This is a genomic window from Pararhizobium sp. PWRC1-1 (assembly GCF_049897905.1).
Classification (GTDB): Bacteria; Pseudomonadota; Alphaproteobacteria; order Rhizobiales; family Rhizobiaceae; genus Pararhizobium.
Genome location: NZ_JAFCXE010000001.1, coordinates 488,050 through 511,446, shown reverse-complemented (window position 1 = coordinate 511,446; position 23,397 = coordinate 488,050). Strand labels below are relative to the sequence as shown.

Annotated in this window: 19 protein-coding genes and 1 pseudogene; 3 read left to right on the top strand and 17 right to left on the bottom strand. The window is 60.1% G+C overall.

Annotated elements, in window-relative coordinates:
* Positions 1-22: 22 nt before the first annotated feature.
* Positions 23-535, bottom strand: a pseudogene (locus tag ACP7E0_RS02450) (IS630 family transposase); the annotation flags it as partial.
* A gap of 25 nt (positions 536-560) precedes the next feature.
* On the opposite strand from ACP7E0_RS02450, the gene ACP7E0_RS02445 reads away from it, so the two are divergent.
* On the top strand, positions 561-965 hold the full coding sequence (locus ACP7E0_RS02445) for a transposase (RefSeq protein ID WP_426122728.1): 405 nt from the start codon (positions 561-563) through the stop codon (positions 963-965).
* A gap of 85 nt (positions 966-1,050) precedes the next feature.
* Here the strand turns inward: ACP7E0_RS02445 and ACP7E0_RS02440 are convergent, their stop codons facing one another.
* The 5 genes from ACP7E0_RS02440 to ACP7E0_RS02420 form a co-directional block, all read right to left on the bottom strand.
* Complete coding sequence (locus tag ACP7E0_RS02440) at positions 1,051-1,362, bottom strand: AzlD family protein (protein ID WP_426122727.1); 312 nt, start codon at positions 1,360-1,362, stop codon at positions 1,051-1,053.
* Between the two features lie 2 nt (positions 1,363-1,364).
* Positions 1,365-2,081 carry an AzlC family ABC transporter permease gene (locus tag ACP7E0_RS02435; protein ID WP_426122726.1) on the bottom strand — a complete coding sequence of 239 codons (717 nt, stop codon included), beginning with the start codon at positions 2,079-2,081 and terminating at the stop codon, positions 1,365-1,367.
* Positions 2,082-2,258: 177 nt separating this feature from the next.
* On the bottom strand, positions 2,259-3,080 hold the full coding sequence (gene panB / locus ACP7E0_RS02430; RefSeq protein WP_426122725.1) for a 3-methyl-2-oxobutanoate hydroxymethyltransferase: 822 nt from the start codon (positions 3,078-3,080) through the stop codon (positions 2,259-2,261).
* A gap of 2 nt (positions 3,081-3,082) precedes the next feature.
* Positions 3,083-3,958 carry a pantoate--beta-alanine ligase gene (gene panC, locus ACP7E0_RS02425; protein ID WP_426122723.1) on the bottom strand — a complete coding sequence of 292 codons (876 nt, stop codon included), beginning with the start codon at positions 3,956-3,958 and terminating at the stop codon, positions 3,083-3,085.
* 193 nt (positions 3,959-4,151) lie between these two features.
* The gene (locus ACP7E0_RS02420; RefSeq protein ID WP_426122722.1) at positions 4,152-4,898 is read right to left on the bottom strand and encodes a fumarylacetoacetate hydrolase family protein; all 747 of its coding nucleotides are present in this window, start codon (positions 4,896-4,898) and stop codon (positions 4,152-4,154) included.
* A 384-nt stretch (positions 4,899-5,282) separates the two neighbouring features.
* Between ACP7E0_RS02420 and ACP7E0_RS02415 the strand changes: the two genes are divergently transcribed.
* Positions 5,283-7,481, top strand: a complete 2,199-nt coding sequence (locus ACP7E0_RS02415) for a putative bifunctional diguanylate cyclase/phosphodiesterase (RefSeq protein WP_426122721.1) — start codon at positions 5,283-5,285, stop codon at positions 7,479-7,481.
* Between the two features lie 81 nt (positions 7,482-7,562).
* Here ACP7E0_RS02415 and ACP7E0_RS02410 read toward each other — a convergent pair whose 3' ends face one another.
* The 11 genes from ACP7E0_RS02410 to aqpZ all read right to left on the bottom strand — a co-directional run bounded on the left by ACP7E0_RS02410 (position 7,563) and on the right by aqpZ (position 21,671).
* Positions 7,563-8,564 carry an anion permease gene (locus ACP7E0_RS02410; RefSeq protein ID WP_426122720.1) on the bottom strand — a complete coding sequence of 334 codons (1,002 nt, stop codon included), beginning with the start codon at positions 8,562-8,564 and terminating at the stop codon, positions 7,563-7,565.
* Positions 8,564-9,208: a DUF47 family protein gene (locus ACP7E0_RS02405; protein ID WP_426122719.1), complete on the bottom strand. Its 645-nt coding sequence runs from the start codon at positions 9,206-9,208 to the stop codon at positions 8,564-8,566. Before ACP7E0_RS02405 ends, ACP7E0_RS02410 begins: the two co-directional genes overlap by 1 nt.
* A 106-nt stretch (positions 9,209-9,314) precedes the next feature.
* Entirely contained in the window at positions 9,315-11,474 is a 2,160-nt protein-coding gene (gene ligA, locus ACP7E0_RS02400) for an NAD-dependent DNA ligase LigA (protein ID WP_426122718.1), read from the bottom strand.
* Between the two features lie 92 nt (positions 11,475-11,566).
* Positions 11,567-13,240 carry a DNA repair protein RecN gene (recN, locus tag ACP7E0_RS02395; protein WP_426122716.1) on the bottom strand — a complete coding sequence of 558 codons (1,674 nt, stop codon included), beginning with the start codon at positions 13,238-13,240 and terminating at the stop codon, positions 11,567-11,569.
* A 34-nt stretch (positions 13,241-13,274) separates the two neighbouring features.
* Positions 13,275-14,108 carry an outer membrane protein assembly factor BamD gene (locus tag ACP7E0_RS02390; protein WP_426123035.1) on the bottom strand — a complete coding sequence of 278 codons (834 nt, stop codon included), beginning with the start codon at positions 14,106-14,108 and terminating at the stop codon, positions 13,275-13,277.
* 234 nt (positions 14,109-14,342) lie between these two features.
* Complete coding sequence (gene lpxC, locus ACP7E0_RS02385; protein WP_426123034.1) at positions 14,343-15,275, bottom strand: UDP-3-O-acyl-N-acetylglucosamine deacetylase; 933 nt, start codon at positions 15,273-15,275, stop codon at positions 14,343-14,345.
* Positions 15,276-15,621: 346 nt separating this feature from the next.
* Complete coding sequence (ftsZ, locus tag ACP7E0_RS02380; protein ID WP_426122714.1) at positions 15,622-17,400, bottom strand: cell division protein FtsZ; 1,779 nt, start codon at positions 17,398-17,400, stop codon at positions 15,622-15,624.
* 93 nt (positions 17,401-17,493) lie between these two features.
* The gene (gene ftsA / locus ACP7E0_RS02375; protein WP_113315522.1) at positions 17,494-18,825 is read right to left on the bottom strand and encodes a cell division protein FtsA; all 1,332 of its coding nucleotides are present in this window, start codon (positions 18,823-18,825) and stop codon (positions 17,494-17,496) included.
* Complete coding sequence (locus tag ACP7E0_RS02370) at positions 18,822-19,754, bottom strand: cell division protein FtsQ/DivIB (protein WP_426122713.1); 933 nt, start codon at positions 19,752-19,754, stop codon at positions 18,822-18,824. The genes ftsA and ACP7E0_RS02370 overlap by 4 nt, the downstream gene beginning before the upstream one ends.
* Complete coding sequence (locus ACP7E0_RS02365) at positions 19,742-20,668, bottom strand: D-alanine--D-alanine ligase (protein WP_426123032.1); 927 nt, start codon at positions 20,666-20,668, stop codon at positions 19,742-19,744. Before ACP7E0_RS02365 ends, ACP7E0_RS02370 begins: the two co-directional genes overlap by 13 nt.
* 316 nt (positions 20,669-20,984) lie before the next feature.
* Entirely contained in the window at positions 20,985-21,671 is a 687-nt protein-coding gene (aqpZ, locus tag ACP7E0_RS02360) for an aquaporin Z (protein ID WP_426122711.1), read from the bottom strand.
* Between the two features lie 382 nt (positions 21,672-22,053).
* Here aqpZ and ACP7E0_RS02355 point away from each other — a divergent pair, with 382 nt between their 5' ends.
* Entirely contained in the window at positions 22,054-23,358 is a 1,305-nt protein-coding gene (locus ACP7E0_RS02355; protein WP_426122710.1) for an MFS transporter, read from the top strand.
* The last annotated feature ends 39 nt before the right edge of the window (positions 23,359-23,397 follow it).

Here is a 23,397-nt window from a genome sequence, read left to right as displayed (position 1 = left end):
TTTTTACTAAAGCGTGTCGCGTTTAACCTGCCTCGCATCCTGCGGCTTTGAAGTAGTTTCTGCATTCTGTGACGGAGAAGAGATTGCAGATTTCGCCGAGGGCTTGCGTGATGGCATCGAAGCTGCGGGCAGCCCGCTTTCGCAGCAGTGTCTTGAGTTTTGAGAAGGCCATCTCTATGGGATTGAGGTCGGGACGATAGGGCGGCAGAAACAGCAGCCAGGCTCCCTTTGCCCTGACCAGTTCGTCGGCCCGTTCGCTCTTATGAAAGGCGACATTGTCGAGAATGACGACGTCTCCAGGCGACAGGGTCGGCGCGAGTTGGGTCTCTATCCACGCCTCGAAGATGCGGGCATTCATCGGCCTGTCGACGATCCAGGGGGCGACCATGCCAAGCGATCGCAGCCCGGGGATGAAGGTTTGGGATTTCCACGAACCGAAGGGTGAATGCGTTCGATAGCGCTGGCCTCGCGCAGACCATCCCGACCGCTTCGTCAGCTTTGTGTTCGTTGATGTCTCGTCGATAAAAACCAGCCGGGCCAACCCTTTGTTGAAGAAAGGCTTGCGCCGTGCGGTCCACAGTTCACGCGCCCGCGCGATCTCCGGGCGCAGCTGCTCGGCCGCCTGCAGGCTTTTTTTTATGGCTCAACCCAAGCCGATGCAGAAGCCGTCCGACACTGGAGCGATGGACGATGACGCCACGTCCGCAGAGTTCCACGCAAAGCTCGTCCAGCGTCAGTTCGCCATTCTGTGCCAGCCGCTCTCCAACCCACCCGTGCTGTGCCGAAAGCTTGCCGCCGCCAAGGTGCCCCTGCCGGCGGGGGAGAAGCGAACCTGTCTCGCGCTTCAGGATCACCAGATCGTTCACAAAACGCGGCGACACCCGAAAATGCCGGGCGGCCTCCCGATGGCCATGGCCTTCTTCAACAAACGCTACGACACGCTCACGCAACGCAATCGGATGTGACTTGCCCAGGGTGATCTCCCTTCACATCAAAGGGAATCACGGATGGACTGATTTAAGAACCATGAATCGCAAAAACAGCGACACGCTAGACCAGCAGATGCCGGATCGCCATCACGACAAGCCAGCCGGCCAGCAGCATCCAGAGCGACGAATAGCGCAGGCCGATGACCAGCGCGACAAGCATGGCCACACCCACGTCCCAGCCACCGGAGAGGAAGGCTGGCGCAACCAGCGTCGACAGCACGGCTGCAGGCACGGCATTCAAAGCCGCCTCCATGCGCGGCGGGATGCGCTTCATCTGCGTGATCATCACATAGCCGCCGATGCGGGTAAGGAATGTCGCGACGGCGGCAGCAAGGATTACATAGATCAGCTGCATATGTTCTGCGTTATCCATGATCAGACCTCATGCTCAAGCGTCACCGGTTCTTCATGCCGTTTCGACAATGGCAGGCAGGCGGCAAGCAGGATGCCGGCGATGGCGCCGATGCTGACATGCCAGGGCGAGCCGACGAAATGCATCGCGGCAATCGAGGCCAGTGAACTGACCGCCACGACCGGCAGCCAGTTGTCGCGCTTGCGGAAGCCGAGAACCAGCCCCATAAAATAGATCGGCAGGAGGACATCGAGACCGATGGCCTTCGGGTCGCCGATCATCTGCCCGAAAATCGCTCCAAGCAGCGTCATCAGCTGCCATGGCAGATAGATGACCAGCCCGAAGCCGAGATACCACGCAAACGTCACCGGCTCGCCGCGCTCTGCCCGCTTTTCGGTCTCGGCATATTGCGGATCGACCAACAGGAAGAAGGCAAAGAATTTTTGCAGGCCGGAGAAATGGCGGATATGCCGGGCAATCGACGCCGAATACAGAATATGACGGAAATTGACGGCGAAAATCGACAGGATGATCAGCCAGGGCTGGACGTTGTGCCCAAAGAGCTCCAGACCAACCATCTGGCTGGCACCGGCATAGACCGTGGCACTCATGAACACCGCGTCGAAAACGGAAAACCCGTTATCGACCGCCAGCGCACCGAACAGCGCTCCGAAGGGCGCGGCGGACACCATGACGGGAAAACCGCCACGCACGCCCTGCCAGAAATCGTCTTTTGTCATTGAAGGAAACTTTCCGGAGCGACGGCGGCCATAGGCAAGGTCACACGTGCCGAGATGCGTTCGTGATGAAACGCACAGATAGGCCCGGCGGGCCTATCGAACAATTCAATAAGATTGATGCAGTGATCCAAAATTATGATCAGAAGGAAGCGGACAACGTCCGGCCCATTCAGCGGATCAGCGCTTGACCTGAAACGTGTGCTCGATACCCGGAAACGTTCGCGCCTTGACTTCGCTGGCATAGGCTTCGAACGCCGCCGACATCTGCGGTGCGAGCTCGACGAAATGCTTGACGAAACGCGGCTTGAAATCGCTGAAAATGCCGAGCATGTCGTCGGTGACGAGGATCTGGCCATCGCAGGCCGGCGATGCGCCGATGCCGATGGTCGGAGCCCGCAACGTTTCGGTGATCTCGCGTGCCAAAGGCTCGATCGTGCCTTCGACGACGATGGCAAACGCCCCGGCATCGTCGATGGCCTTGGCGTCGCGCCTGATCTTGGCTGCTTCCTTGTCGTTGCGGCCAAGCGAGCGGTAACCGCCCATCGTATTGACCAGTTGCGGCATCAGGCCGACATGGCCGAGCACCGGAATGCCGCGCTGGGTGAGGAAATCGACGGTTTCCGCCATCTCCGCACCGCCTTCGAGCTTGACCGCGCTGCAGCCGGTTTCCTTGAGGATGCGGGCGGCACTGTTGAAGGCCTGTTCCTTGGATTCCTGATAGGAACCGAACGGCAGATCGACGACGACGCAGGCCTTCTCCGAGCCGCGCATGACGGCCTGGCCGTGGGCGATCATCATGTCGAGCGTCACACTGACGGTCGAATCGAGACCGTAGAGCACCATGCCGAGGGAATCGCCGACCAGCATGAAATCCACATGCGGATCGAGCAGCCGGGCGATCGGCGTCGTATAGGCCGTCAGGCTGACGATCGGCCGTTCGCCCTTCAATGCCTCGATGCTGCCGGGGCTCAGGCGCCGCTTAATTGCCTGTACACTCATGCTCATGCCACCTTTGCAAATTTTGCGGTTTTTGGGCTGAAAACCCGGTTATCGAGCAGCTTCGTGCTCCCGAAGCGGATAAAAAGCAACAGAAGAACCGGCTTTTCGCCGATTTCCGTCAATTCATGCAGTGTTTCTGGATCGCGCAACGCGACCACTTCCGGCCTTGCCAAGGGCTCGGATGCGATGAAATCGATGACCGCCTTTTCAAGCGCTGCCACATCCGTCACTCCGCCGGCGATCAGTCTTTCGGCCTCATCAAGCGCCTTCGGCACGATTGCCGCGGCAGCACGCTCGGCCGGCGTCAGATAGACGTTGCGCGACGAACAGGCCAGCCCGTCGGCTTCGCGTACCGTCGCCACGCCGACCACCTCGACTGGTTGCGCCATATCCTCGACCATGCGGCGGATGATCTGCAGCTGCTGGAAATCCTTCTCGCCGAAATAGGCGCGGTCCGGCTGGACGATGTTGAACAGCTTGGTAACGACGGTAGCGACACCGGCGAAATGACCGGGGCGAGCCGAGCCTTCCAGCTCGCTGCCAAGCGTCGGCACATCAACCACGGTTTCCATTGGCCGCGGATACATATCTAAGACGCCTGGTGCAAAGAGGAAATCAGCGCCGCCCTCGACAAGCATTGCCTGATCGCGGGCAAGATCGCGCGGATACTTCGTCAGGTCCTCATTAGCGCCGAACTGCAGGGGATTGACAAACAGACTGACGACGACGATGTCGTTTGCCGCCCGCGCCCGGGCAACCAGTTCCATATGGCCGACATGCAGATACCCCATGGTCGGGACGAGACCAATGGTTTTTCCGGCGCGGCGATGATCGCTCAGGCGCGCGCGCAGTTCGGCAATGGTGGTGATTGTTTCCATCTCGGGACCCTCCAATCCGCAAGCATGCCGCCTTGTTCACGGCGGCTGACCTTGCCAGTTTTCGCTGCGAGCATCCGCACGAAACCCGGCGCGGTTTTCCTAACGTGTGCAGTGCAAAAAGACAATTCAAGAATTGAAGGCAAGAATTGTCAGGCGGAAAAACGGGTTCCGGGGTCCCCGGAACCCGATCCCGTCATTTGTTGCGCGTTTCGACCGTCTGCTCGATAGCGCCGAAGATGGAATGTCCCCTGCGGTCGTTCATCTCGACGCGAACCACGTCGCCCAAGGTCAGGGCCGAGGTGACAAGGCAGGAACCGGTGGCAACGATACTGCCCGCGACCAGCGAACGCTTCCCAGCCGCAGCCCCAACGGCAGCTGCGCACTCTTTGGCACTGCCCTTGCCACCATCGACCGGCTTGCCGTTTTGGCGAACAAGCAAGGAGAGATCCACCCCGTCGTCCAACTCGTCCGGGGTGACTGCAACCGGCGAAAACGACGAGGCGGCGCCCGCGCCATCGGCTGAAACATCGTTGGCGAGCAGAACGAGGAGGATGGCCTGCTTTGCTTCGTCAGCGCCCGCCTGCACGTCAATGTCATCGACGATCACGGCAAGTTGGGCCGTCGCCGACACACTCGAAGTGCCAGCCTTTACCGAGATAGGATCGCGTGGACCGGCAAAACCGCCGGATCCGCCGGCCCAGAAAAATGCGCGTGGCAGCGGCGAAGCGGCATCATGCTCGTGAAACCGCATGGTCGGCTGCGCTCCGGTCTCAAGGCCGATGGCAACCCGAGCCAGCCGGGGACCGGCATGGGCCCAGTCATCGAGTGCAGCCTGAAGGGTGCGGGCAATATGGCCGACTTCCGAGCAGCGGGTCAGATCCTTGGAGACGACGACGAGTTTGCCGTCGCGGGTACTGTCTTTCAGAGTGGCCAGTTTCATCGCTTGCGTGTTCCTCGGGTTCTGGTTGACACCGGCAGTTCTTTGACCGCCTGCCCCCATAGGATACTATTTGACGGCGGGTGTCGCGCCGAATTTACGGGCAGAGCCCGCAAGTATTGGTGCGCCAAAACGGGGCAATTTCCGTCCATCATGCCGGCTGCATACCACGTGAACGAATGCCGGAGCGCTCTGCAGACGGCGTTTACTGACTGCGCCGCATTGCTACCATACAATAATACACGCAAAAGTGATATTTAATACATACCACACTATTTGTTCAGTGGTTGCTAACGGGTTCTGATTACTTTGAAAAAATACCGGCCAGCGACAGTCGATAGCCGGCGGGGATACTGCCACTGCCATTGAGCCAAATCGGGATTTCGAATGGGCACTGAAACGGCTGACGCGGACACGAACGGCGATACCGAACTCCACCGTTTGGAGGCGCTGGCGAACTTGTGGATCGCCGGGACGGCGCCGGAACCGCGGTTCGACACGATCGCACAACTTGCCGCCCAGCTTTTCGAAGCACCGATGGCCTTTATCACGCTGGTTGAAAAGGATATGCAGCGCTTCAAGGCGATGCATGGGATCAATGTCCCCGACATTGCCCGTTCCATATCCGTCTGTACCCATACGATCGAGAGCGGCCAGGTCCTCGTTATTGATGATATGCTGGCAGATCCCCGCTTTGCCGGTAATCCTCTGGTTACGGGAGCGCCCTTCCTTCGTTTCTATGCGGGTACTCCTCTGACAACCGCCGAAGGCTTCCGCATCGGTGCGTTGTGCATTGCAGATACGGTGCCGCGCCTCGATTTCGGAGAACGGCAACGGACGACGCTGGAACTTCTCGGCACGCTGGTCATGGAACAGATGCGGCTGCGCCGGACGGAGATCATCCGCTCGACAGTGATGAATTTTTCCGGGGCAACGGAACTGGCCTTCTTTGCGATCGATGCGACTGGGCGGATCGAATTCGTCAATCGCGCCGCGCTGAACCTCTTCGGTTATCATCAGGACGAGATGATCGGCCAGCTGATCGACATCATCATTCCCGACCGGTTTCGTGGTGCGCATCATGCCGGCCTTGCGCGGGTTCTCGCGGGTGGCACGACGAAACTGATCGGCAAGACCGTTGAGGTAGTGGCCCGCAAGCGCGACCAGACCGAGGTGCCGATCGAAATTTCGCTGTCGCTCTGGAACGACGAACGCGGGGTCGGCATGGGGGCGGTTATCCGTGACATCACCGACCGGCGCGAGCGCGATGCCCGGCTGCTCAGAATGGCCAATCAGGACACGCTGACAGGGCTTAGCAACCGGCACAGCTTTGAAAATCTGCTGCAGGAAGTGCTGTCTGAAAAACGGACTGCAACCGTTGCCCTGCTCGACCTCGACGGCTTCAAGGATGTCAATGACAGTCTCGGCCATGCCGTCGGGGATGCCCTGCTGCAGGCTGTCGCCGTCCGGCTTCCATCGGTTCTTGCCGCAGATGTCACCGTGGCACGTTTCGGCGGTGACGAATTTGCGATCCTGTTGCCCGGTCACAGGCATGCCGATGAAGCGATGGTTGCGATCGAAGCAGCTCTTTCGGCCTTCGAAGCACCGTTTGATGTTGGCGGCAACGTTTTCCAGCTCGCGGCCACCATTGGCATTGCGCTTGCGCCGCAGCATGGCACTGATGCCGAGGAACTGCTTGCCAGCGCCGATTTCGCACTCTACCGGGCAAAGCAGGCCGGTGGTGGTACCATGCTGATGTTTGAGCCTGAGATGCGCAGCGATTCGCTCGCCCGGCGGGCTACCCAGGACGAACTCCTGCGCGCGCTGAAGAATAATGAACTGGTGTTGTACTATCAGCCGCAGGTCTCCCTGGAAGACGGGCATATCCTTGGGGTGGAAGCGCTGATCCGCTGGCAGCACCCCCAGCACGGCCTGCTCTATCCCGGCGATTTTCTGCCGGCAGTGGAATCAAGTTCGCTTGCTTTGCCGGTCGGCTGGTGGGTTCTGCGCGAAGCCTGCCGTCAGGCGGCGGACTGGCGGGCAAGCGGCCTGCCGCCCATCAAGGTCAGCGTCAATCTCTTCGCAGCCCAGTATCGTGCCGCCACCCTCGTCCAGCATGTCACAGACGCGCTTGCTGAACACAAACTTCCGCCGTCCGCCCTTGGCCTTGAGGTAACGGAGACGATCGCGCTCCTCAACGACGACAACGCTTTTGCCGCCGTGCGCCGCCTGCGCGATCTCGGCGTCGGCATCGCCTTTGACGATTTCGGCACCGGCTTTGCATCCCTGAGCTCGCTGCAGCGGTTTCCGCTGACGACACTGAAGATCGACCGGGCCTTCATCCGCGAGATGACGGAAAATCCGCATGATGTCGCGATCACCAGGGCAATGCTGATGATGAGCATCGAACTTGGGCTCGAAACGATCGCCGAAGGCATCGAGACCGAGGAACAGGAGCTGGCATTGCGGCTGCTCGGCTGCAAGGCCGGCCAAGGCTATCGCTACGGCAAGGCGCTTCCGCCAGACCAGACGGCTGTGCTTCTGGCCACCGGTATCAGGGGGCAGCCGGCAATGCGGACAAACTGAAGCGCGGCGCCATCTTTTCGATTGGCTATCCTCGCTTCGGATCTTTGATTGACGCTCGTCGCTCCATGGCGGCCTGCTCGCTTAAAGCAGTCCCGCAGCAAAATAGAACAGCGCGGAGATCAGCGCCGCCGCCGGCAGAGTGACGATCCAGGCAATCAGAATATTGCCCGCAAGCCCCCAGCGCACCGCCGAGACACGCCGTGCCGCTCCAACGCCGATAATGGCGCCAGTGATGGTGTGTGTGGTCGAGACAGGTATCCCCAGCCATGTTGCGGCAAAGAGCGTGATGGCGCCGCCCGTTTCGGCACAAAAACCCTGCATCGGATTGAGCTTGGTGATCTTCGAGCCCATCGTGTGCACGATTCGCCAGCCGCCGAACAGCGTGCCGAGCGCCATGGCCGACTGGCAGGTGATGACTACCCAGAACGGCACGTAGAACTTGTCGCCGAGATAGCCCTGGCTGAACAGCAGCACGGCGATAATCCCCATGGTCTTCTGCGCGTCGTTGCCGCCGTGGCCGAGCGAGTAAAGCGAGGCCGAGATGAACTGGAGACCGCGAAAGCTGCGATCGACGGCAAACGGCGTCCGGCGAAGGCAGATCCAGGAGACGATCAGCACGAGCAGTAGCGCCAGCATGAAACCGATCATCGGCGACATGAAGATGGCAGCCACGGTTTTCAGAAGGCCGGAGAGAACGATTGCATCGCCGCCGGTCTTGGCAAGGCCCGCGCCGACCAGTCCGCCGACCAGTGCATGCGATGAGCTCGACGGGATGCCGAAAATCCAGGTGACGATGTTCCAGATGATCGCCCCCATCAAAGCGGCAAAGATCACCTGTGGCGTGACGATGGACGGGTCGATGATGCCGGTTCCCAGCGTTTCGGCAACATGCAGGCCGAAAAACAGGAAGGCGATGAAATTGAAGAACGCCGCCCACATGACGGCGTATTGCGGCCGCAGAACCCGCGTCGAGACGATCGTGGCGATCGAATTGGCAGCGTCGTGCAGGCCGTTGAGAAAATCGAAGAACAACGCGACGCCGATCAGGGCGATGAGCAACGGCAGGGCGAGTGTCGCGTCCATCAGACGTTCTCGATCAGGATGCCGCTGATTTCATTGACGACGTCCTCGAAGCGGTCGACGACCTTTTCGAGTTCGCCATAGATCTCGCTGCCGATAATATAGGCCATCGAATTGGAGGCGCCGTGACGGCGGAACAAATCCTTGAGGCCTTCGTCGTGCAACTGGTCGGAGCGCTCTTCAAGCCGGTTGACCTCCTCGGCAATGGCCGTCAGGCGCGGAACATTGGCACCGATCCGGTCGAGCAACGGGATTGCTTCAGCAACCAGCTTGGCGGAATCGGCGATCAGAATACCCATTTCGCGCATGCCGGGATCGAAATTCGTCTGCTCGAACAGGCGGATGGTCTTGACCGTCTTGTGCATCATGTCGATGGCGTCATCCATCGACTGGATCAGGTCCTTGATATCACCGCGATCGAACGGCGTGATGAAACTCAGGCGGACCGCAAGCATGACATCGCCGGTAATCGCGTCGGCCTGGTCTTCAAGGGATACGATACGGTTGCAGTGTGCATCCAGGTCGCCCTCTCCGGCCAACAGCGCCTTCAGTGCGTCGGCCGCGCCAACGACCGTGCGCGAATGCGCCTCGAAAAGCTCAAAGAACTTGTCTTCGCGCGGCAAGAGCTTGCGAAACCAACCCAGCATTGTTCATCCACCTATCTTCGCGTTGTCACGAAACTGTCACAAATCTGGCAGCCGTCATAGAGAAGACAGGGGAACGGGGAAAGCTTTTAAGGCAAGGGAATGGGTATTACCCACCGATTAGGAGAAACCAGCCGTCCTCATCGGTGGTTTCAACGCCGAGTTCGCGGGCTTTTTCAAGTTTCGAGCCGGCACCGGGGCCTGCGACCAAAAGATCGGTCTTCTTCGACACGGAGCCAGCGACCTTCGCACCCAGCCGTTCGGCCATAGCCTTGGCTTCGTCGCGCGTCATTTTTTCCAGCGATCCGGTAAAGACGACGGTCTTGCCGGCGACTGGGCTTGAGCTTGCCACCGGCACTTCAGCATCCTGCGGCGTCACCTCGTCAAGCAGGCGCGACACCACATCCATGTTGCGCGGTTCCTTGAAGAACTCGACGATCGCGCGGGCTACGACATCGCCGATACCGTCGATCGTATTGAGGTCGCTCCAGGCTTCCGAGGTGACATCACTGGCGGCCTTCATCGCATCCGCAAACACCGCATAGCTGCCATAGGAGCGCGCCAAAAGCTTTGCCGTGGTTTCGCCGACATGGCGGATGCCGAGCGCATAGATCAGCCGGTGCAACGCCACTTGGCGCCGGTCGTTGATCGCGTCATAAAGCTTGCGGACACTGACCTTGCCGAACCCGTCGATATTTTCGAGCTTGGTCAGGGCCGAGGCATTCTGCCGCTTTTCCAGCGTGAAGATGTCGGGCGCGGTTTTGATCGACAGTGCCGGATCTTCGGCCTCGAAGAAGAAATCGATCTGCTTGGAGCCCAACCCTTCGATATCGAAGGCATTGCGCGAAACGAAGTGCTTCAGGTGCTCGACCGCCTGCGCACGGCAGACGAAGCCGCCGGTGCAGCGCGTGACGGAATCGAGCTTGCCGGTCTTTTCGTTTCTCTCGCGCACGGCATGGCTGCCGCAGACCGGACACACCTTCGGAAACTGATACCGCTCGGCCGTCACCGAGCGCTTCTCCATCACCACGTCGAGAACCTGCGGGATGACATCCCCTGCCCGCTGAACAATGACGGTATCGCCGATGCGGATGTCGTGATCCTCCTCGCGGATGCGCTCGCCGCCATTGCCGATGCCTTCGATATAATCGGCATTGTGCAGCGTCGCATTGGTGACGACGACGCCGCCGACCGTCACCGGCGTCAACCGCGCCACCGGCGTCAGGGCACCGGTACGGCCCACCTGAATGTCGATATTCTCTACGGTGGTGAACGCCTGTTCTGCCGGAAACTTGTGCGCCGTCGCCCAGCGCGGCGAGCGCGAACGAAAGCCGAGGCGCTGCTGCAGGTCGAGCCGGTCGACCTTGTAGACGACGCCGTCGATATCGTAATCGAGATCGGGGCGTTTGAGGCCGATGTCATTATAGTGTTCGAGAATAGCCTCGATCGAAGACAGGCGCTGCGTCAGCGGATTGACCGGGAAACCCCATCGTTTGAACACTGCGACCATGCCCGACTGGGTATCAGCCGGCATCTCCGAGATTTCACCCCAGGCATAGGCGAAGAACTTCAGCTTGCGGCTGGCAGTGATCGTTGGGTCGAGCTGGCGCAGCGACCCGGCCGCCGTGTTGCGCGGGTTGACATAGGTCTGCTTGCCCTCGGCCACCATCTGCTCGTTCAGCGCCAAAAAGTCGCTCTTGCCCATGTAGACCTCGCCACGAACCTCGACGATCGCAGGTGCATCGGCTGGCAGTGTCTGCGGGATTTCCTTGATGGTGCGGATATTGGCGGTAACGTTTTCACCCGTCGTGCCGTCGCCGCGCGTCGCGGCGTTGATCAGCCTGCCATTTTCGTAGCGTAGCGACATCGACAGGCCGTCGATCTTCGGCTCGGCGGTAAAGGCAATGGAATTGTCAGGCAACAGGCCAAGGAACCGATAGACGCTACCGATGAAGTCCCGCACGTCCTCGTCAGAAAACACGTTGTCGAGCGACAGCATCGGACGCGCATGAGTGATCTGCTGGAAGATGCCGGATGGGGCTGCACCGACCTTGCGCGACGGACTATCGGAACGGACAAGTTCTGGAAACCGCGCCTCGATCTCCTGGTTTCGCCGCTTCAGCGCATCGTAATCCGCGTCCGAAACCTCCGGCGCATCCCTGCCGTGATAGAGCGCGTCGTGGCGGGCCAGTTCGCCGGCCAGCCGTTCCAGCTCTATAACCGCATCTTCAAGCGTCAAATCTTCAACGGCAATGGATAAGGTCGACATGCTGAAACTCCTGATTTGGGAGTCGTTTTAGAGAATTTTAGAAGAATGGGAAGATGCCGGTTCTCCACCTCCCCTTGAGGGGGAGGGTAAGTTCATACGTTGCCGGCCAGCAAGCGCGCCGCAGCCGCCCTCGCTTCGTCGGTCACCGAGGCACCGGCGAGCATCCGGGCGATTTCTTCCGTTCGAGCCTTGTCGTCCATGCGGGCGACGCGGGTGGCTATCGTTTCGGACTTTTCCGCCGAAGGCCCCTTGGAAATCAAAAGATGTGTTGCAGCGCGGGCCGCCACCTGCGGCGCATGGGTGACGGACAGGACCTGAACGGTTTTCGACAGCCGCTTGAGCCGCTGGCCGATCGCATCCGCGACAGCGCCGCCGACGCCGGTGTCGATTTCGTCGAAGACGAGCGTCGGCGCCGAGCCGCGATCGGCGAGCGCCACCTTCAGTGCCAGAAGAAAGCGCGAAAGCTCGCCACCGGACGCCACCTTCATGATAGGCCCAGGCCGGGTGCCCGGATTGGTCTGGACGTGGAATTCGACCACGTCGATGCCCTCAGCCGCAGCCGCAGCCGAATCGGACGTGACCTCCGCCATGAACCGCGCGCGCTCAAGCTTCAGAGCCGGAAGCTCGGCCATGACAACTTCTGAGAGAGCCGTTGCGGTATTGTGGCGCTTGGTCGAGAGTGCCACTGCCGCCGCGTCAAAAGCGCCCTTGGTCAGGCCGAGCTGCGTTTCCAGCTGTTTCAGCTTTTCTTCGCCAGCGTCGAGATCGGCAAGATCAGAGATCATCCGGACGGCCAGCGCCGGCAGCGTCGTCACCGGAACGGAATATTTGCGGGCGGCGGCGCGCAGCGCAAACAACCGCTCCTCGACCCGCTCCAGTTCCTTCGGATCATATTCGGTTTTCCGCAGCGCCACCTCGACCGCCATCTGGGCGTCGGAAAGCTGGTTGAGCGCAGCGTCGAGCAGCTCGACGGTTTCTTCGAGAAGGCCCGGCGCTTCGTGGCTCTTGCGCTCCAGCCTGCGCACCATTGACGCAATCAGAGGAACAGGCGAGCCATTGCCATTGAGAAACTCGCTCGCCTCGTTGATATCGACAGCGATACGCTCGGCCTTCATCATCCGCGAACGGCGCTCAGCAAGGTCATCTTCCTCGCCGTCCTGCGGTGACAGAGTTTCCAGCTCCTCGACCGATGAACGCAGATAATCGGCCTCGCGGGCAGCTGCCTCGACCTTGTCACGATGCTTCTTCAGCGTCCGCTCGGCATCCTTCCAGATGCGGTAGAGGCCGGAGACGGCCTGCGCCTCGTCGGCAAGACCGCCGAAGGCATCGAGAAGTGTGCGATGGGCATGGGTATCGACAAGGGCACGATCGTCATGCTGGCCGTGGATCTCGACCAGCAGCTGGCCTGCCTGGCGCATCAGCTGCACGGAAACCGGCTGATCGTTGACATAGGCCTTGGTACGGCCATCGGCCGATTGCACCCGGCGAAAGATCAGGTCGCCATCGTCGTCGATGCCGTTTTCGCGGACGAGAAGCCGGGCCGGATGGCTCATGCCGACATCGAAGACCGCCGTCACCTGCCCCTTGTCGCCGCCATGGCGAACGAGAGAACCGTCGCCTCGCCCACCGAGCGCCAGCGACAGACTGTCGAGCAGAATGGATTTTCCAGCCCCGGTTTCGCCCGTAAGCACGGAGAGGCCAGCATCGAAAGACAGATCAAGCCGTTCGATCAGGACGATATCGCGGATCGAAATCTGTGAGAGCATCCAGGTTCAAATCTCTTCGCTGTCGGTCCCGGTCCTAGGCGCCCAGAAGCTGCTTGCCCGCACGCGAAATCCACGAATTGCCGTTTTCACGCGGCTCCAGCCCGCCGGACTGCAGGAGCTTGTAGCTATCGGCATACCACTGGCTGTCTGGATAGTTGTGCCCGAGAACAGCTGCTGCCGTCTGCGCCTCAGTGGTGATGCCCATGGCGAAATAGGTCTCGACCAGACGCGCCAGCGCCTCTTCGACCTGATTGGTATTCGGATATTGCTCGACGACGGAGCGGAAACGCGTGATCGCGGCCAGATATTCCTTGCGCTCGAGATAATAGCGCCCAACCTGCATTTCCTTGCCGGCCAGCTGGTCCTTGGCAAAGCGGAGCTTGGCCTGCGCGTCCTCGACATATTCGGAATCGGGATATTTGGTAATGACCGCCTGCATCGCTTCGATAGTCTTGAAGGCCGGCTTCTGGTCCTGCGTCACCGCCGGGATCTGCTTGGAGTAGGCAAGGCCGACGATGTACTGCGCGTACGCTGCATCTTCGGATTCGGGATAGAGGTTCAGGTAGCGGCTCGCCCCGTTGATGGCGTCCTGATACTGGCCGTTGCGGTAGTTGATAAACGAACGCATGACCAGCGCCTTGCGGGCATATTCGGAGAACGGATGCTGCTTGTCGATCGCGTCGAACTTGCGCGCCGCTTCCGTCGTCTTGCCCGCGTTCAGATTGGCCAGGCCCTGATTGTAGAGCACTTCCGGCGGATCCGTTTCCGCGGCCAGCTTGGTGATGTCGATATCGGGATCGTTCTGGCAGGCGGTGATCAACACGCTGGTCGCGGAAGCCGCAAGCGCAATGACAACAACACGTGCCATCTTCTTCAATTCAAACTGGCCTGCAATTACCATTCGTAAATCCCAACTCCCGCACCGGTAAGAATACCGCCGCCTATGAACCGCGTTTTAGATCAAGATGCAACAAGACCGCAATGTCATGATGATTGATTAACGCAATTTTGTGGCGGTCTTATCATGAAAAAGCCGGTCAAAAGACCGGCTCTCATCAAACTTCAGATCAGATATTCCCTTTCAGGAACAAATGGCTGCGCATTACGGTGCGTTGACCGCAATCACTTCGCGTGCCGCCTGGCGCTGACGCTGCGGGGCATTCTCGACGATTTCGTAGGCCGTCGGATCGCTCATCAGCGCCTTCAGCGCGTTGGCATTCATCTTGTGGCCACCGCGATAGGAACGGTAGCAGCCGATGAATGGTGCACCGGCCAAAGCCAGGTCGCCCACGGCGTCCAGCGTCTTGTGGCGAACGAACTCGTCCTTGTAGCGCAGGCCTTCCATGTTGATGACCGTGTTGTCATCGGCAATGACGACCGAATTTTCCAGCGACGAACCGAGGCCCCGGCCAGCGGCCCACATGCGCTCGACATCGCGCATGAAACCGAAGGTGCGGGCACGCGACAATTCCGTCTTGAACACCGAAGGCGTGATGTCACCCTTCCAGGCCTGACGGCCGATCAGCGGGCTATCGAAATCGATCTCCACTTCGAAGCGCATGCCGTCATAAGGCGTGAATTCCGACCAGGAAGCGCCTGATTCGATACGGACAGGCTTCAGGATGCGGATGTACCGGCGCTTGACCGAAAGCGCCTTGATGCCGGTCTGCTCGATAGCGTCGATGAACGGAGCCGAGCTGCCATCCATGATCGGCATTTCAGCGCCCTGCACTTCGATCAGAAGGTTGTCGAGACCGAGCGCATAGATCGCCGCCATCACATGCTCGATCGTGGCGATCGAAGTGGCAGGCGAAAAACCGAGGATGGTGCACAGATCCGTATTGCCGACCTGCGAGGAAACCGCCTTGAATTCGCTGATCGTCTGTTCGCCGACGACACGCTGGAAAACGATGCCGCTGTCTGATTCTGCCGGATGAAAGGTGATTGCTACTTCGGCGCCAGAATGTACGCCCGTGCCGCTCAGAGTTACAGAGTGTGCAATCGTTGTCTGAAATCCAAGCAGTCCAATTCCCAGTCCCATGCTTATCGCCTTCAAATGCTACGTGGCGTTGCCGCCGAATGTCTCGATGGGACAAGAGCCGCGCGTTTTCCAAAGCCGCAAGACACACAGTCGGAAAGCGACGCTTTGCCGTCACCATCCGGTCCAATATGCAAGCTTTCGCGTTTAGAATCGCAATGCTGCCCCATCAGTCCTGATTGTGAAGATAATTGCAGTGGGCCGTCATTCCAAATCACTGTTTCTTTCGCTTTGTTACGCGACGCACACACGGTGCTTAGATATTGGAAGAATTCAATAATTCATAAAAAATGCCCGGGCGCAAACCCGGGCATTTCGGCAAGGAGGAAGGTGGGCAAAAAAATCAGTTCGACTGGCGGCGCAGGAATGCCGGGATTTCGAGCTGATCGTCTTCATGTACACGCGGCTGCGAGGCAGCGCGGGCACGGTCATCGAGAGGAGCAGCCCGGCGTGGCGCATAAACGCTGGCTTCGGGCGACAGCGGACGGCGCTGCTGCGAGGCGGCGGCCGGTGCACCGGCTGTCATGTCCGACGCGACATCATGCGTTTCTTCTTCGCGGCGTGCGAGCGAATTGGTGATTCGCTTGAGCAGTCCCATCGGGCCGCGCTCTTCATGCTGAACCGGCTGTGCACGGTGCTCGGCTTCGGCTTTCACCATTGGCGGGAAGTCTTCGACCCGCGGCATGCGGACCTGTTCGGCCTGCTGGCGGATCACCGGAGCGATCGCCTCCTGGCGAACCGGAGCCTGGGCAACCGGCTGCTGGTAGACCGGCGTCTCGATAGCCCGCTGAACCGGAGCCGCCTGGAGGACAGGCTGCTGTTCTACCGGTGCGGCGCCGGCGAAAAGCTTGCTCTGGGGACGGAAATCGTCCTGAACCTGCTGAACCGGTGCGGCTGCACCACCGCGCGGCATGGACAGGAACAGTTCGCGTTCGAGTTCGGCTGCACGGATGGCTTCGGCGATCGAATCGCTGGTTTGCTGGACCGGCTGGGCGGCCTGCTGCAGAGCGACTGGCTGCTGGGCGGCCGGAGCCGGCTGCTGCGGAACCGCAACGGTCTGCTGGACCGGAGCTGCCGGTATAGCGATGGACGGGCGAATGATCGGCTTAGCTGCTACCGAACGAAAGTCAGCGGAACGGCCAGCCACCTCTGCGGCCGTCCGATCGATACCCGTTGCCACGACCGAAACGCGGATGAGGCCTTCGAGTTCTTCGTCGAATGTTGCGCCGAGAATGATGTTGGCGTCCGGATCCACTTCCTCGCGGATGCGGGTTGCAGCTTCATCGACTTCGAACAGGGTCAGGTCACGGCCGCCGGTGATCGAGATCAACAGGCCTTGAGCGCCCTTCATCGAGGTTTCGTCAAGTAGCGGGTTGGCAATCGCAGCTTCGGCTGCGGCCATTGCACGGCCTTCGCCGGATGCTTCGCCGGTCCCCATCATGGCGCGGCCCATCTCGCGCATCACGGAGCGAACGTCCGCAAAGTCGAGGTTGATCAGGCCTTCCTTGACCATCAGATCGGTGATGCAGGCAACGCCCGAGTAGAGAACCTGGTCGGCCATTGCGAACGCGTCGGCGAACGTTGTGCGGTCATTGGCGATCCGGAACAGGTTCTGGTTCGGAATGACGATCAGGGTATCGACGGACTTCTGCAGTTCCTGGATGCCCATGTCGGCGAGGCGCATGCGGCGCTGGCCTTCGAAGTGGAACGGCTTGGTGACGACGCCGACCGTCAGGATGCCCTTGTTGCGGGCAGCCTGGGCAACGACCGGAGCAGCACCGGTACCGGTACCACCACCCATGCCGGCGGTGACGAAGCACATATGCGTGCCATTCAGGTGATCGATGATCTCATCGATGCACTCTTCAGCCGCCGCACGGCCGACTTCCGGCTGCGAACCGGCGCCCAGACCCTCGGTCACGGCAACACCCATCTGGATGATGCGCGATGCCTTGGTCATGGTCAGCGCCTGGGCATCGGTATTGGCGACGACGAAATCGACGCCTTCGAGGCCTGCGGTGATCATGTTGTTGACAGCATTGCCGCCGCCGCCGCCGACACCGAAGACGGTGATGCGGGGCTTCAGCTCGGTGATATCCGGCTTTTGCAAGTTGATCGTCATTGTACCCGTTCCTTCCTGGTTTCTGGCCGCCTTGCCGAGCCGACCAAATCACTAAATGCCGTATTGCATCCCGTCAGCGTGAAGCTGAAGGGCTCAAAAGCTTTCCTTCAGCCATTGACCCATGCGGGCGATACGGCTGTTGTTTCCTGCAAGCGACGAGAGCAGACCGCCCTGCGCCGCATGTGTTTCCATATCCGCGACCTGCGGATAGATCATCAGACCGACGGCCGTCGAAAAGGCCGGGCCTTTTGCTGCTGCCGGCAGTCCGGAGACGCCGAGCGGACGGCCGATGCGGACGTTGCGGGCGAGAATGCGGCGCGCCGATTCCGGCAGACCGGTCAACTGCGCAGCACCACCCGTCAGAACGACGCGCTTGCCGACGATCGGCGAGAAGCCGGACCGCTGAATGCGGTCGCGGATGAGTTCCAGTGTTTCCTCGATGCGAGCCCGCACGATGCGCGAGACAAGTGCTCGCGGCACATGGGTCGGCTGATCGCGGTCGTCTTCGCCGATCGGCGGAACGGACACGATGTCGCGCTCGTCGCCGCTGTTGGGCAGTGCCGAACCGTGAACGACCTTCAGACGCTCGGCGTCCTCGATGCGGGTGGACAGGCCACGTGCAAGGTCTGTCGTGACGTGGTGACCGCCAAGGCTGATCGCATCGGCATGAACCAGCTTGCCCTCGGCAAATACCGAGATCGTCGTGGTGCCGCCGCCCATGTCGATGGCAGCACAGCCAAGTTCGACTTCGTCGTCGACCAATGCCGCAAGACCGCTTGCGTAAGGCGTCGCAACAATGCCCTCCACCGACAGATGAGCGCGGTTGATACAGAGTTCGAGATTCTTCAGCGCGGCGCGTTCCGCCGTCAGCACATGCATATCGACGCCGAGCGAATCGCCGAACATCGCCAGCGGATCGCGGATGCCACGCTCGCCGTCGAGCGAAAAGCCAGTCGGCAGCGAATGCAGGATGACGCGGTCCTGGCGCAGCGACTGCTGGCCGGCAGCAGCCAGAACCTTCTTCAGGTCGGCAGCATCAACTTCCTGGCCTCCGAGATCGATGGAAGCGGTGTAAATATCGCTCTGCAGGCGGCCTGCAGAAATGTTGACGATCAGGCTGTCGATGGTCAGCCCGGCCATACGCTCGGCGGCATCGACGGCGAGACGGACGACGCTTTCGGCGGCGTCGAGATCGGCGATCACACCGTTCTTCATGCCGCGCGACTTGTGATGGCCGATACCGATGATCTCGATCGAATGGGTGCGGCCCGGCAGGATGGCGCTTTCCGCCTTCGGCGTCAGACGGCCGATCATGCAGACGACCTTGGTAGAACCGATATCGAGCACGGAAACGACATGCGACCGCTTGGAAGAAAGCGGCTTCAGACGCGGCAGCCCAAAATTCGAGGAGCCGAAGATGCTCATGTACGGCCTTCCTTTTCCTGCTTCTTCAACATCTTCGTGCGGGCTTCCAGAACAGTCTGGCGGCGGGCAGCAGCTTCAGGGGTCAACTGGACCGTGGTGCGGTCCTCCAGCCGGAGATCAACCGCAGCGATGTCACGTTCGAGCAGTTGCTGCCCCTCTTCCATCGTCGACAGCACCTGCATGGCGCGGTCCAGATCGTGCTCGGGCAGCTTGATGTTAATGCCGTTGTCGAGGATCAGGTCCCAACGGCGGCCAGCGACGCGAACATAAGCTTTGACGCGCTTGCTGATTTCGGGCCACTGCTCGAACCGGGCATAGAAGGCGGCAGCGGTGGTCTCGGCATCACGGCCGACGAACAGCGGCAGCTCGGAGAATTTATTGTCACGCAGCGGCGCAATCACGCTGCCGCTTGCCTCGATCAGCGAAAGATCGGAACCGTGCTGCCAGATGCCGAACGCCTTGCGCTCCTTGAGATTGACCTCGATCGTGCCCGGATAGACCTTGCGCACGGCAACGGCCTCGACCCAGGGCATTTCGCTGATCAGCTTGCGCGCCACGCCGATATCGAGGGCAACCAGCGAGGTTGCACCATCAAGACCCAGTTGCTGCAGGATGTCGATTTCCGAGGTCTGGTCATTGCCGGACACCTTGACGTCCTCGATCGCGAAACCGACGGCCGTGGTGGTCGTCTGGGCGAAATCCTGGCTGTGGCCGCCGAGCGACATGCCGTAGAAACCAGTCGCAGCGAAGAATGCGACAGCGGATACAGTGCCGGTATACGGTACAAAGTGGATGCGGCCCGTTCCGAGACTGACGAGAAAACGCACGGCGCGGCGCAGCGGCCGTGGCAGAACGCGCTGACCATCAAGATCAGCCGCCTCCAGCGGAGCCCGTCCCCGACCTGCTTTCCTGCCTCTCAACGCAAACACGACGCGTCCTCCACGATCCACTTGAGGAATTCACCAAACGTATGGCCAGCATGAACAGCCATTTCAGGCACCAGAGAGGTGGGAGTCATTCCGGGCTGGGTATTGACCTCCAGCCAGATAAGCTCTCCTTCTGCAGAGAAACGGTCGTCGAAGCGGAAGTCGGAGCGGCTTACGCCGCGGCATCCAATCGCCTGATGCGCCATGACTGAGAGTGTTTGTATTTTTTGGTAAATATTCGGTAAAATATCCGCCGGGATGACGTGTTTTGAACCGCCTTTCACATACTTTGAATCGTAATCATAAAAGGCGTGTCCCTGGGGTATCACTTCCGTGACTCCAAGGGCGATGTCGCCCATGACGCCGCAGGTGAACTCGCGGCCGTACACATAGCGCTCGACCATGACCCGGTCGCCATAGCGCCACTCGCTCGAGGTGACGATCTGCGGCGGATGCGACTGATCCTCCTTGACCATCACCACACCGAAGCTGGAACCTTCGCGAACCGGCTTGACCACATAAGGCGGCTTCATTGGGTGATCGGAGCCAAAATCGTGGCGATCCATGACGCGCGCTTCGGCAACAGGGATGCCGGCGGCACTGGCAACGAGCTTTGCCTGCGCCTTGTCCATGGCGAGCGCCGAGGCAAGAACGCCGGAATGCGTATAGGGAATCTGCAGATATTCGAGGATGCCCTGGATCGTGCCGTCCTCGCCGAAAGGGCCATGCAGCGCGTTGAAGGCAACATCGGGATGCAGATCAGCAAGAACGGATGCAACGTTGCGGTCGACGTCGATTCGGGTGACGCGGTAGCCCTCGGCCTCCAGCGCATCGGCGCACGCAGTCCCGGAGGACAGGCTGACCGGCCGCTCCGAAGAAAATCCGCCCATCAGGACAGCTACGTGCTTTCCACTCATAAAAACCCCCGACATTACGCCAGCCTTACAAATCGCCGCTTGCGCCTGGCTTGTTCACGCAGACGAGTCGCGTCCTTCAGGCACAGCTCCACTAGAGCGGCATTATAGTTAATGAACCGTTTACTTTGGTTAACCCTATCCAAGACATGGGTAAAATATTTCGCGCCGACTCATCTCAGCGCTCCGATTCATCGCTTAGAATCAGAGTGTTAATTGCAGCGCAAGAGAAAGGCCGGTGACAGGGCTGATAAAATGGAAAGGCCCCGCGCTGTTTGCGCAGGGCCTTCGTAAAAAAAATGTAGCAGATGGCGGCGTCTCAATCGTCTTCGCCGACGACCTTCCAGATGACGGCGCCGATGGCAGCACCGACGATCGGGGCGAGCCAGAACAGCCACAATTGCTGCAACGCCCAACCGCCGACGAACAGGGCCTGACCGGTGGAACGGGCCGGATTGACCGATGTATTGGTGACCGGGATCGAGATCAGGTGAATCAGTGTCAGGGTAAGACCGATGGCAATCGGCGCAAAACCGACCGGCACGCGGCCGTGGGTGGCCCCCAGAATGATGAAGATGAAGAAGCCGGTCAAAAGCACCTCGATAACCAAAGCCGAGGTCAGCGAGTAACTGCCCGGCGAATGTTCGCCGTAACCATTGGCAGCAAAACCGCCGAGCTGGAAGTCAGCCTTGCCGCTTGCAACCAGATAAAGGGCTGCGGCTGCGACGATGCCGCCCGCCACCTGGGCAATGATATAGCCGGGAAGCGAAGAGGCCGGAAACTTGCCGGCAACCGTCAAGCCGACCGACACCGCAGGATTGAAATGGCCGCCCGAAATGCCGCCGACCGCATAGGCCATTGTCAGGACGGTGAGACCAAAGGCAAACGAGACACCGAGCAGGCCGATGCCGACTTCCGGAAAGGCCGCCGCCAGAACCGCGCTGCCGCACCCGCCAAACACAAGCCAGAATGTTCCTAAAAATTCCGCAGAAAGCTTCTTGAACATGGTTTCCCCTTCAAACGGAGCAAATGCCCCTAAAGCGCCCGATGCGCATCATCTGCGCCTCCATCAGACCCCCTGAAGGAAACGCATGCGCATCCCAGCATGTTTGCTACACCCGGTTACCGAGTGCACAACCCAAGATTTGCGACAATTCGATTCTGGTCAAGGATTGAGCACGCCAGGAGCGCATCAGGTGGCATTTTTAATCAACCTTGCGAAATGGAAGGCGATACGGCTGCGGCTTTGACGACACTTTTATGATCGGTTCACCCCTAAATCTTGCCGATAGTTGCGCTTGAAGGGTTTTATTGCCGGTTCGTCTGCGTTAAAGCCGGGCGGCTGCCTCCCAAGACGGCAATAACATTCCGAATACGGACACATAACAATGAGCGACACAGTATCCACGTTGTCGCCGGCGGCAGCGCCGTTGAACAAGGGCCCGCTCAATTCGCCAGCCCGCGTTCTTCTGGCAAGCCTGGTCGGCACAACCATCGAATTCTTTGACTTCTACGTTTACGCCACCGCCGCCGTGCTGGTATTCCCGGCCCTGTTCTTCCCGAACACCGACCCGACCACGGCACTGCTGGCGTCCTTCGCGACCTTCTCGATCGCCTTTTTCGCACGCCCGCTCGGTGCCGTCGTGTTCGGCCATTTCGGCGACCGCGTCGGCCGTAAGACCACATTGGTGGCGGCTCTTCTGACTATGGGTGTCTCTACCGTCATCATCGGCCTTTTGCCCACCTATGAGCAGATCGGCGTGATCGCACCGCTACTGCTCGCGCTGTGCCGCTTCGGTCAGGGCTTTGGCCTCGGTGGCGAATGGGGTGGCGCCGTCCTGCTGGCAACGGAAAATGCGCCGGAAGGCAAGCGCAGCTGGTACGGCATGTTCCCGCAGCTTGGCGCCCCTGTCGGCCTGTTCCTGTCCTCCGGCGCCTTCTGGCTGCTGCTGCACCTGATGACCCAGGAGCAGTTGCTCAGCTGGGGCTGGCGCATCCCGTTCATTGCCTCGATCATCCTGATTGCCGTCGGTCTGTGGGTACGCCTGTCGATCACCGAGACACCGGCGTTCCAGAAGGCCATCGACGAGCATAAGCGCGTCGATGTGCCGGTGGTGGAACTGTTCCGCAACCACAAGCGCAGCCTCTTCCTCGGCACTTTCGTGGCGCTGGCGACCTTCGTGCTGTTCTATATCGGCTCGGCCTATCTCCTCTCCTACAACGTCAAGGTCCTGAAGATCCCGTTCCTCGATGCGCTGGAAATCCAGATCGTCGGCTCGGTCATGTTCGGTATCTTCATCCCGATCGCCGGCAAGCTGGCCGAACGCTTCGGCCGCCGTGAGGTGCTGATCGCAACGACCGTCCTGATCGGCATCTTCTCGTTCTTCCTGAACGGCCTGATGACATCGGGCGAAGGCGCGATCTTCGTCTTTGCAATCATTGCCATGGCCCTGATGGGCCTGACCTACGGCCTGATCGGTACGGCGCTCGCAGCCCCCTTCCCGACCAATGTGCGCTACACCGGCTCGTCGATCACCTTCAACCTTGCCGGCATTTTCGGAGCCTCGCTTGCACCCTATGCCGCGACCTGGCTGCAGGTGAACTACGGCATGGCCTATGTTGGCTACTATCTTGCCGCCGCAGCCGTGATCACGCTGATCTGCATCCTGCTTTCGGGCAAGGACGAAGTCTGAGCGTCAACAAAACACCAAACACCAAAAAGCCGCCGCGGA

Excerpts from the sequence above, each read along its gene's own strand:
- ftsZ (WP_426122714.1), bottom strand. The coding sequence starts at position 17,400 with ATGACGATCAACTTGCAAAAGCCGGATATCACCGAGCTGAAGCCCCGC.
- ACP7E0_RS02420 (WP_426122722.1), bottom strand. The coding sequence starts at position 4,898 with ATGAAACTGGCCACTCTGAAAGACAGTACCCGCGACGGCAAACTCGTC.
- panC (WP_426122723.1), bottom strand. The coding sequence starts at position 3,958 with ATGGAAACAATCACCACCATTGCCGAACTGCGCGCGCGCCTGAGCGAT.
- ACP7E0_RS02440 (WP_426122727.1), bottom strand. The coding sequence starts at position 1,362 with ATGGATAACGCAGAACATATGCAGCTGATCTATGTAATCCTTGCTGCC.
- aqpZ (WP_426122711.1), bottom strand. The coding sequence starts at position 21,671 with ATGTTCAAGAAGCTTTCTGCGGAATTTTTAGGAACATTCTGGCTTGTG.
- ACP7E0_RS02365 (WP_426123032.1), bottom strand. The coding sequence starts at position 20,668 with ATGAGTGGAAAGCACGTAGCTGTCCTGATGGGCGGATTTTCTTCGGAG.
- ftsA (WP_113315522.1), bottom strand. The coding sequence starts at position 18,825 with ATGAGCATCTTCGGCTCCTCGAATTTTGGGCTGCCGCGTCTGAAGCCG.
- ACP7E0_RS02410 (WP_426122720.1), bottom strand. The coding sequence starts at position 8,564 with ATGGACGCGACACTCGCCCTGCCGTTGCTCATCGCCCTGATCGGCGTC.
- ACP7E0_RS02355 (WP_426122710.1), top strand. The coding sequence starts at position 22,054 with ATGAGCGACACAGTATCCACGTTGTCGCCGGCGGCAGCGCCGTTGAAC.
- ACP7E0_RS02405 (WP_426122719.1), bottom strand. The coding sequence starts at position 9,208 with ATGCTGGGTTGGTTTCGCAAGCTCTTGCCGCGCGAAGACAAGTTCTTT.
- ACP7E0_RS02415 (WP_426122721.1), top strand. The coding sequence starts at position 5,283 with ATGGGCACTGAAACGGCTGACGCGGACACGAACGGCGATACCGAACTC.
- recN (WP_426122716.1), bottom strand. The coding sequence starts at position 13,240 with ATGCTCTCACAGATTTCGATCCGCGATATCGTCCTGATCGAACGGCTT.
- ACP7E0_RS02390 (WP_426123035.1), bottom strand. The coding sequence starts at position 14,108 with ATGGCACGTGTTGTTGTCATTGCGCTTGCGGCTTCCGCGACCAGCGTG.
- panB (WP_426122725.1), bottom strand. The coding sequence starts at position 3,080 with ATGAGTGTACAGGCAATTAAGCGGCGCCTGAGCCCCGGCAGCATCGAG.
- ligA (WP_426122718.1), bottom strand. The coding sequence starts at position 11,474 with ATGTCGACCTTATCCATTGCCGTTGAAGATTTGACGCTTGAAGATGCG.
- ACP7E0_RS02435 (WP_426122726.1), bottom strand. The coding sequence starts at position 2,081 with ATGACAAAAGACGATTTCTGGCAGGGCGTGCGTGGCGGTTTTCCCGTC.